Annotated in this window: 8 protein-coding genes and 1 pseudogene; 1 reads left to right on the top strand and 8 read right to left on the bottom strand. The window is 70.8% G+C overall.

Translation table 11 applies throughout. The annotated features are described in order from the left end of the window. From VFF46_RS05375 to VFF46_RS05355, 5 genes are all read right to left on the bottom strand, one after another. Positions 1 to 225 (bottom strand): YceD family protein (locus VFF46_RS05375; RefSeq protein ID WP_414673035.1); only part of this gene is annotated, 225 nt, incomplete at its 3' end. Positions 226 to 354: 129 nt separating this feature from the next. Continuing rightward, the gene (gene coaD, locus VFF46_RS05370) at positions 355 to 825 is read right to left on the bottom strand and encodes a pantetheine-phosphate adenylyltransferase (RefSeq protein ID WP_325035893.1); all 471 of its coding nucleotides are present in this window, start codon (positions 823 to 825) and stop codon (positions 355 to 357) included. Continuing rightward, on the bottom strand, positions 818 to 1,378 hold the full coding sequence (gene rsmD / locus VFF46_RS05365) for a 16S rRNA (guanine(966)-N(2))-methyltransferase RsmD (RefSeq protein ID WP_325035892.1): 561 nt from the start codon (positions 1,376 to 1,378) through the stop codon (positions 818 to 820). Before rsmD ends, coaD begins: the two co-directional genes overlap by 8 nt. A 97-nt stretch (positions 1,379 to 1,475) precedes the next feature. Further along, positions 1,476 to 3,701, bottom strand: coding sequence for an ATP-dependent DNA helicase RecG (gene recG, locus VFF46_RS05360; RefSeq protein ID WP_325035891.1), 2,226 nt, complete (start codon positions 3,699 to 3,701; stop codon positions 1,476 to 1,478). 23 nt (positions 3,702 to 3,724) lie between these two features. Continuing rightward, the gene (locus VFF46_RS05355; protein ID WP_325035890.1) at positions 3,725 to 5,338 is read right to left on the bottom strand and encodes a DAK2 domain-containing protein; all 1,614 of its coding nucleotides are present in this window, start codon (positions 5,336 to 5,338) and stop codon (positions 3,725 to 3,727) included. Positions 5,339 to 5,465: 127 nt separating this feature from the next. On the opposite strand from VFF46_RS05355, the gene VFF46_RS05350 reads away from it, so the two are divergent. Next, on the top strand, positions 5,466 to 6,455 hold the full coding sequence (locus tag VFF46_RS05350) for an SAM-dependent methyltransferase (RefSeq protein WP_325035889.1): 990 nt from the start codon (positions 5,466 to 5,468) through the stop codon (positions 6,453 to 6,455). 59 nt (positions 6,456 to 6,514) lie between these two features. Here VFF46_RS05350 and rpmB read toward each other — a convergent pair whose 3' ends face one another. The 3 genes and pseudogenes from rpmB to VFF46_RS05335 all read right to left on the bottom strand — a co-directional run. Beyond that, positions 6,515 to 6,736, bottom strand: coding sequence for a 50S ribosomal protein L28 (rpmB, locus tag VFF46_RS05345; RefSeq protein ID WP_130387610.1), 222 nt, complete (start codon positions 6,734 to 6,736; stop codon positions 6,515 to 6,517). A gap of 84 nt (positions 6,737 to 6,820) precedes the next feature. Continuing rightward, a complete protein-coding gene (locus VFF46_RS05340; protein WP_325035888.1) occupies positions 6,821 to 8,809 on the bottom strand; it encodes an aldo/keto reductase in 1,989 nt (662 codons plus the stop codon). Between the two features lie 27 nt (positions 8,810 to 8,836). Then, positions 8,837 to 9,053 (bottom strand): annotated as a pseudogene (locus VFF46_RS05335) (carbohydrate ABC transporter permease); the annotation flags it as partial.

Genomic DNA, 9,053 nt, shown 5'->3' with positions numbered 1-9,053 from the left:
CTCGATATCGACCAGGCACCGCGCGCACTCCCCGACCAGGCGGCCACGGGCCGTTCCGGTGACGAGCACCCCTTCGACCACCGATTCCAGCCGTAGATCGAACTGGATCGGATCGCCTTCGGGGACGCCGATCACGTCGATGCCGAGATCCGCCGGCGCCGGGGCCGTGAAGGTGACTTCGCGCTGGGACCCGGCGCGGCGTGTCAGCTCGTGCGTGTCGATCACGAGTGGGGACCGCGGGTCCAGGACGCTCAGGACAAACCTCTCAGGCGTGGGCAAGGCAAGATCTCGGTCTCGTCGAGACCGGTTGTCAAGACTACCAACTCCCCGGCGTACCGCCCAATCCGGGGGATCCTAGAGGGTGTTCAGTAACCGTGCGTGAACGGCAGGGGTCACGAACGTGCTGACGTCGCCGCCGAGGCGGGCGATCTCCTTGACCCAACTGGAGGAGATGAACGCGTTCTCCGGCGCGGTCGGGAAGAACAGCGTGTCGACGCCGGTCATCCGCCGGTTCAGCTGCGCCATCTGCAGCTCGTAGTCGTAGTCGGCGGCCGAGCGGAGGCCCTTGACGATCACCCCGGCGCCCTCGGCCTTGCAGTAGTCGACCAGCAGCCCCTCGAAGGTGCCGACCCGGACGTTCGGGAACGGCGCGACCAGCTCGGTGAGCATCTCGATCCGCTCCTCCGGACCGAACAGCCGGTTCTTCGACTGGTTCACCCCGGTCGCGACGATCAGCTCGTCGAAGGCGGCCGCCGCCCGCGTGACGATGTCGAGATGCCCGACCGTGGGCGGGTCGAAGGTGCCGGGAAAGACAGCCTTAGCCATGGCGGTGACCGTACCAAAGCCGCGCCTCGCCGTACTTGCGGTCCCGCAGCGCGGCGAACCCCTCCGGCCACTCCCACGGCTCGCGCTTCCCGCGCTCCACCACGAGTACGGCGTCCTCCGCGAGCCACCCGTGGGCCGCCAGGCCGGTCAGCACGTCCTGCAGTTCGGCGGTCTCCAGCTTGTACGGCGGGTCCGCGAACACGAGGTCGAACACCGCCGGTACGTCACCCGCTGTGATCTTCTCCACCGGCCGGGTGAGCAGCGTCGCGCCGGGCAGCCCGACCGCCTTGATGTTCGCGGCGATCACCTCGGCGGCGCGCCGGTCCGACTCGACCAGGACGGCCCGCGCCGCGCCCCGGGACAGCGCCTCCAGCCCGATCGCGCCGGAACCGGCGTACAGGTCGAGCACCGCGAGTCCGTCGAAGCTGCCGAACTCGGACTCCAGCGACGAGAACAGCGCCTCCCGCACCCGATCCGCCGTCGGCCGCGTCCCACTCCCCGCCGGTACGTCGATCCGCCGGCCGCCCGCCGCTCCCCCGACGATCCTGGTCACGGGGCCTCCCGGTCCGGACTGAGGAGCGGAGCGACGAGGGAAGACCGGGAGCTCGAGCCCCGGGACCCGCCGCGCGGCAGCGCGGCATTCAACAGAGTCACGTCTTCTCCAGGTACTCGGTGGTCTCGGACTCCAGCGCGCTGCGTACGACGGCCCGCAGCGCCGGGTACTCGGCCAGCTCCGCGTCCACCGAGACGATCGAGTTCGCCACGTGACGAGCCGCCAGGATCACGTCCTCGTCGCGCAGCACGCTCAGCAGCTTCAGGCTTGACCGCCGCCCGGACTGCGCGACGCCCAGGACGTCGCCCTCGCGCCGCGTCTCCAGGTCGATCCGGGACAGCTCGAACCCGTCCGTCGTGGACGCGACCGCCTCCAGCCGCCCGTACGACCGCGACCCGGCCCACAGGTCCGTGACCAGCAGGCACAGCCCCGGCACCTTGCCCCGCCCGACCCGGCCGCGCAGCTGGTGCAGCTGCGAGATCCCGAACCGGTCGGCGTCCATGATCACCATCGTCGACGCGTTCGGTACGTCGACCCCGACCTCGATCACCGTGGTCGCGATCAGTACGTCGACGTCCCCGGCCGCGAACCGCGACATCACGGCATCCTTCTCGTCGGCCGGCAACCGTCCGTGCAGGATCTCGACGCGCAGGTCGTGGAGGATCTCCGCAAGCGCCTCGGACACCTGCATCACCGAGATCGGCGGGCGGGCCTGCTTCTTGCCGCCCTCGTCGGTCTCGAGCAGCTCGCCCTCCTCGTCCTTCGCGTTCTTGACGTCGTCCCCGATCCGCGGGCACACGACGTACACCTGATGTCCCTTGCCGACCTCCTCGCGGACCCGGGCCCAGGCGCGCTGCAGCCAGTCCGGCCGCTCCTTCGCCGGGACCACGGACGACTGGATCGGCGACCGCCCGGCCGGCAGCTGGGTGAGCGTCGAGACCGCGAGGTCGCCGAACACCGTCATCGCCACGGTCCGCGGGATCGGCGTCGCGGTCATCACCAGCACGTGCGGGGTGTTGTCGCCGGACTTCGCGCTCAGCGCGGCCCGCTGCTCGACCCCGAACCGGTGCTGCTCGTCGACCACCACCAGCCCGAGATCCGCGAACTGGAACTTGTCCTCCAGCAGCGCGTGGGTCCCGACCACGATCCCGGCGGCGCCGCTGGCCGCGTCGAGCATCGCCGTACGCCGGGCCGCCGCGTTCAGCGAACCGGTCAGCAGCCCGATCTTCGTGGCGTGCTCCGCGCCGCCGAGCATGCCCTGCTCGGCCAGCTCGCCGAGCATCTTCGTCAGCGTCTTGTGGTGCTGCACCGCGAGCACCTCGGTCGGCGCCAGCAGCGCGGCCTGGCCGCCGTTGTCCACCACGGACAGCATCGCCCGCAGCGCGACCACGGTCTTGCCGGAACCGACCTCGCCCTGCAGCAGCCGGTGCATCGGGTGCGGGCGGGCGAGATCCGCGAAGACCTCCTCCCCCACCTCGGCCTGTCCCTCGGTCAGCTCGAACGGCAGCCGCTTGTCGAAGTCGTCGAGCAGCCGGCCCTGGACGCGCGGCCGGGGTACGGCGTTCAGCGCGTCGGTGACCGCGCGGCGCTGGGCGAGAATCGTCTGCATCACCAGCGCTTCCTCGAACCGGAACCGCTGCTGCGCGTCCTGGATGTCCTTCTCGGTGTCGGGCAGATGCACCTTCTGCAAGGCGTCCCGGAGCCCGAGCAGCTTCTCGTTGCGCAGGATCAGGTCCGGCACCGGGTCGTCGACCCGGTCGTCGAGACTGTCCAGCACGATCTTCACCGACCGCTCGATCGTTGCGGTCGGCAACTTCGCGGTCGCCGGGTAGAGCGGCCGGAACGGGCGCGCCCGGCGCTCGATCTCGGCCTCGGTGAGATCGTCGGTGTCGAGCACCTCGGTGCCCGGGTTCTTCAGCTGCATGGTGGTGCGGAACATCGTCACCTCGCCCCAGAACAGGGCGGACGTGCCGGGCGTCAGCTTCGTCACCAGCCAGGGCTGGTTGAAGAACGCCGCCTCCAGGTCGTTGCGGCCGTCCGTGACCACGACCTTGGTGATGGTCCGCCGCTTGCGGAACTTGTGGGCGTCCTCGGGCTTGATCTCGAGCTTGGTGTCCAGCGCGCGGGCGGTGACCTTCTTGACCCGGCCGTTCACGGTCGCCTGGTCGCCGACCTCGAGCTCGTCGAACGGCGTCAGCTCGCCCTTCTTCAGGTACCGCCGCGGGTAGTGCCGCAGCAGCTCGCCGACGGTCTCGATCCCGAGCACCTCGGCGAACGACTTGGCCGTCTTCGCTCCGAGGAAGTCGCGAAGCTTCCGGTCCATGTCAGCCACATTGTTCGACACAGCTATTCGACCCCGATCAACAACGGGTACCTGTCCTGCCCACCGTCGTACACCATCACATCGACATCTTTGCGCGCTCGCCGGACATGCCGCTCGACGGCCGCCGCCAGCCCCGGGTCCGCGTCCCGCCCGGTGACGATCGTCAACAGCTCGCCGCCACCGCCGAGCAGCCGGTCGACGACGCCGTACGCCGCCTGCTCGAGATCGTCGGTGATCAACGCGAAGTCGCCGTCCACCACCCCGAGCGCGTCGCCGACCCGGCACCGGCCGGCCATCGTCCAGGCGTCCTTGACCGCGACCGTGACGGCGCCGTGCCGGGTCTGCCCGGCGGCGGCCGACAGGTGTACGACGTCGTCGTCGAAGCTGCGCTGGGGGTCGTGGACGGCGATCGCGGCCAGCCCCTGGACCTGGGCGCGGGTCGGGATCACCGCGACCCGGATCCCGTCCTGGCGGGCGGCGGTGGCGGCGGCCTCGGCGACCGCGAGCGAGTCCTGGTCGTTCGGCAGGATCACGATCTCCGGTGCCTTCGACTCCTCGATCGCCTGCAGCAGTTCGCCGGTCGAGCAGCGGCGTCCCGGTCCGCCGCGGATCACCCGGGCGCCGGCCTGGCTGAACAGTTCACCCAGCCCGTCGCCGGCCACCACCGCGATCACCGCGCGGCCGGGCACCGGCTCGTGGTGCTGCGCCTGGTCCGCGAAGTGCGTGACCCGGATCCGGTGCGGGCGGCCGACGCCGATCCCGGACTCGATCGCGGCGCCGACGTCGTCGGTGTGCACGTGGACGTTCCAGAGGCCGTCGCCGCCGACCACGACGACCGAGTCGCCCAGCCCGGCCAGCCGCTGCCGGAACCCGCCGACCCGGTCGTCCGGCGCGTCCAGCAGGTACATCACCTCGTACGCCGGGCCGTCCTGGCCGACCGCGTCCTCGCCCCGCGGCTCGACGCGCGCCGGTACGTCGACCCGGACGTACCGCCCGGTGAGGACCGACTCCATCGCGCCGAGGATCACCACCAGGCCGGCTCCCCCGGCGTCGACGACGCCCGCGCGCCGCAGCACGTCCAGCTGCTCGGTGGTCCTGGTCAGCGCCTGGCGGGCGGAGGCGACGGCGGCGAGGCACACGTCGGCGAGGGACTTGCCGTCGTGCGCGGCGGTCGTCGCACCGGCGGCGGCCGCCCGGGCGACGGTCAGCATGGTGCCCTCGACGGGTTCCGCGACCGCGCCGTACGCGGCGTCGGCGGCGTACGTTAGCGCGTCCGCGAAGGCGGTCGGCTCGCTCATCGGCGGATCGGCTTTCCGGCCGGCGCCGCCGTACCCCTGGAGGTTCTCGGTCAGCCGGATGCCGCAGGCGCGGATCAGCTGGGACGTGATCACGCCGGAGTTCCCGCGGGCGCCGAGCAGGGCGCCGCGGCCGAACGCCTGGATCGCCTCGGTGAAGGTCAGCTCGCCCTTCGGCAGCGCGTCGCAGGCGGCTTCCCAGGTCAGGTAGAGGTTCGTCCCGGTGTCACCGTCCGGCACCGGGTACACGTTCAGCTCGTCGATCCCGGTCCGCGCCCGCCCCAACTCGGCCAGCGCGGTCCGGGCCCACGCCCGCAGCACCTCCACCGTCAATTCCGCCACGCCCGGAAGGCTAACGCGTACCGAAGGACGGGTAGTGGTCCCGTCCGGGGCGAGTTCCGCCGGGGCGCCAGGCGGGCGGCGGCGTATACGTACCCGGCTACGTCCCGTCGTTCGGTACGGTTCCCGGGTGAGTGTGTTGTTCTCGGCCGCAGCCGACAGCTATCCGTTGGCGGTCCGGGAGCTCCGCGGGGAGTTCGGCCGGGACCTGCGGATCGAGCGGGTCGGGGCGGAGCTCGGGCGGGTGGACGGGGTCCCGGTGCGGGAGCTGGCCGCGGCGTGCGACGCCGGCCGGATCATGTTCGTCCGGCACCTGACGGTCGAGATCGCGAGCTTCGAGGAGCTGCCGCCGGACTACGAGCTGGCCGAGCTGGTGCTCGCCGAGCTGCCGGAATACCCGAAGGCGCTGGCGGTCCAGGCGTGGACAGACGGTCCGGGCGGCGGCTCGTACTACCACCGCCTGGAGGAGGCGCTGGCCGGCCGCGGGGTGGCGGTGACGCGGGCGGGGCAGGAGTACGTCGTCTCGTGCTTCGGCGGCCGGAAGGCGATCCTGCTCGGGGTGAACCGGCGCGCGGACAGCCTGTCGGACTGGCCGGGTGGGCGGATGCGGTTGGCGCGGGGGGAGGAGCGGGTTTCGCGGTCGGAGTTCAAACTGGAGGAGGCGATCGCGACGTTCGGGCTGGAGCTGCCGAAAGGTGGGAAGGCCGTGGATCTCGGGGCCTCGCCGGGTGGGTGGACGCGGATTCTGCGGCTGCACGGGCAGGAGGTGTGGTCGGTGGACCCCGGCTCGCTGGACCCGCGGCTGCGCGGTGACCGGCGGATCCATCACGAGGCGACCACGGCCGGGCGGTTCTTCGCGAACAACCGGGTCCGGTTCGACGTGGTGGTGAACGACATGCGGATGGACCAGGTGACCAGCGCCCGGATGATGCTCGACGCCGCCGACCACCTGCGCCGCGACGGCCTCGCGGTGGTCACCCTGAAGGGCGGCGGAAAGAACCCCCTCGACGGCGCCCGCCGCGGCCTCGAGGTGCTGCGCGAGCGGTACGACGTCCAGCACGCCCGCCAACTGCACCACAACCGCAACGAGATCACGGTCGTGGCCCGCAAACACGGATAGGCGCCCGGGGGAAAACCCGGGCGCCTGTCGCAAGGACCTACACGGAGAAAAGCTGAGTATCAGCCGACGACGCGCTGGACCTTTCCGGCCTTGATGCAGGAGGTGCACACCTTCATCTTGGTGGGCGTTCCCTTGATGATCGCGCGGACCGGCTGGATGTTCGGGTTGAAACGACGCGGCGTACGCGCCTTGACCCGCCGGATCATCGCACCCTTACCCAGGCGGGCAACGCTGTTGCCGAACGTCGGCTGCTTGCCGCAGACATCGCACTTCTTAGACATGATTCTCCGTGTTCAGGGTCGTGACTCCGACATGCCATGTTACATGGGTGCGAGCGACCCACCAATTCGGCCGCCGAGGCCCGACTAGGCCGTGAGGTAGGCCACTTCCTCGTCCGTCAGCCTCACCGACAGCCCCGGCGTCGAGGTCCGCGTCTCGCTCACGTGCCGCGGCCCGATCAGCGGGAACACCGGGTACGGCTGGTGCAGCAACCAGGCCAGCGCGATCGCCGTCGGCTCGACGCCCTTCGCCGCCGCGAGCTCCCGCGCGCGGTCCAGCCGGCGGAAGTTCTCGTCGGAGTAGAAGCAGCGCACCAGCTCCTGGTCCGACGTGTCCTCCGGCTTGGCCCGCCCGGTGAAGAACCCGCGCGCCTGGCTCGACCACGGGAACAGCGCGACCTGCCGCTCCCGCAACCAGGCCTGCGACTCGTCGTCGGCCACGTGCCGGCACCCGGCCCACGGTACGTCGTACGCCCGCGCGAGGCTGAGGTGGTTGCTGAGCACCGTCAACGGCTGCTTGCTGTTCGCCTCGGCGTACGCGTTGGCCTCGTCGAACCGCTTCAGCGACCAGTTCGACCCGCCGAACGCCTTGATCCGGCCGGCCTTGAAGTGCTCGTCCAGTACGTCGACGAACTCCGACACCGGGATGTCCTCGTTGTCCCGGTGCATGAAGTACAGGTCGACGTGGTCGGTCTGCAGCCGCTCGAGGCTCTCGTGCAACTGCCGGGTGATCGACTCCGGGTCGCAGTGCGGCGTGTGCGCGCCCTTGCCGATCACGACCAGGTCGTCCCGGTTGCCCCGCGACTTCATCCACTGCCCGAGCAGCTTCTCGCCGCGCCCGCCGCCGTAGATGTACGCCGTGTCGAACGTCGTACCGCCGCGCTCGACGAAGTCGTCGAAGACCACCGCGGCGTGCGGCAGCGTCTGCTGGTTGTCCACGCCCATCACGAGCCGGGACACCTGCTTGTCGACGCCCGGTACGTGCCCGTACGTCATCGGTGCGTCGGCGCGCTTGGTCAGCGGGCGCCCGGTCGCGGTCGGGATGATCGCGTCGTCCCGCTCGCTCGCGTACTGCTGCCCGATCGCGGCCCGCCACTGGTCCTGGACGGTGAGGTTGCCGAGCGTGTCCGCCCAGCTCATCTCCGGCGCCTCCTTCGCGCCGGCGGCGATCGCCGCCTGGACCGCCTCGGCCTCGGCCGTGTAGATCAGCGCCGGCTCCGCGGAGAGCTCCCGCGGCTCCTCCCCGGCCCGGTACAGCGTGACGTGGGTCGGCTTGCCGTCGCCGCCGAACCACGGGTCGTCGATCTGCAGGTAGCCCTTGCTCCCGTAGATCCGGACCTGGTTCCGGTCGGCCAGCCGGACGCCGGTGCTGATCTGGGCGGTGATGCCGCCGTCGAAGAACAGCGTCGCCACCGTCCACTCGTCGGCGCCGGTCTCGCCCACCTGGCCGACCGCGTTCACGGCGGCGGGTTCGGCGTACGGCCGGCCGGTCGCCGCGCCGGCGATCAGCCGGGCCATCGAGACCGGGTACCCGCCGACGTCGAGGATGCCGCCGCCGGCCAGCTCGTCGGCGAAGATCCGGCTCTCCGGCCGGAACGCCGCGTTGAACGCGAACGTGGCCTGGATCTGGTGCACGGTGCCGAGTTCGCCGTCGCGGACCAGCTGGGCGACCAGCTTGGTCTGCGGCAGGCACCGGTACATGTACGCCTCCATCAGGAAGACGTCGTTGCGCACCGCGGCCTCGATCATCGCCTCGGCCCACGCGCGGTTGATCGCCAGCGGCTTCTCGCACAGCACGTGCTTGCCGGCCTCGGCCGCCTTGATCGCCCACTCGACGTGCAGCGGGTGCGGGGTCGCGATGTACACCGCCTCGACGCTCTGGTCGGCGAGCAGGTCCTCGTACGACGCGTGCCGGTTGGCGATGTCCCACTTGTCGGCGAAGGCGTTCGCCGAGTCGATGGACCGGCTGCCGACGGCGACGACCTCGTTGGTCTTCGACGTCGGCACCTGGCTTGCGAACCGGGACGCGATGTTGCCGGTGCCGATGATGCCCCAGCGGAGCTTGTGGTCAGTCAAAGGGAATCCCGTGGTTGTAGGTGAAGGTCAGAACTTCATGGCGCCGGCTGCCAGGTCCGCGATGAACGAGCGGGCACCGATCAGGAAGACGCCGATCAGGGGGATGACACTCATCAACGCACCGGCCATCACCATCGAGTAGTCGGTGCCGTAGATGCCGTTCAGCTGGTCGAGGGCGACCTGCAGGGTGAGGCGGTTCGGGTCGGTCATCACGATCAGCGGCCAGAGGTAGTCGTTCCAGACG

It is taken from the genome of Kribbella sp., from assembly GCF_035655035.1.
Classification (GTDB): Bacteria; Actinomycetota; Actinomycetes; order Propionibacteriales; family Kribbellaceae; genus Kribbella.
Note: the sequence above shows the minus strand (reverse complement) of the source record. Positions and strands in the feature narration are given on the sequence as shown.

Excerpts from the sequence above, each read along its gene's own strand:
- coaD (WP_325035893.1), bottom strand. The coding sequence starts at position 825 with ATGGCTAAGGCTGTCTTTCCCGGCACCTTCGACCCGCCCACGGTCGGG.
- rpmB (WP_130387610.1), bottom strand. The coding sequence starts at position 6,736 with ATGTCTAAGAAGTGCGATGTCTGCGGCAAGCAGCCGACGTTCGGCAAC.
- recG (WP_325035891.1), bottom strand. The coding sequence starts at position 3,701 with ATGGACCGGAAGCTTCGCGACTTCCTCGGAGCGAAGACGGCCAAGTCG.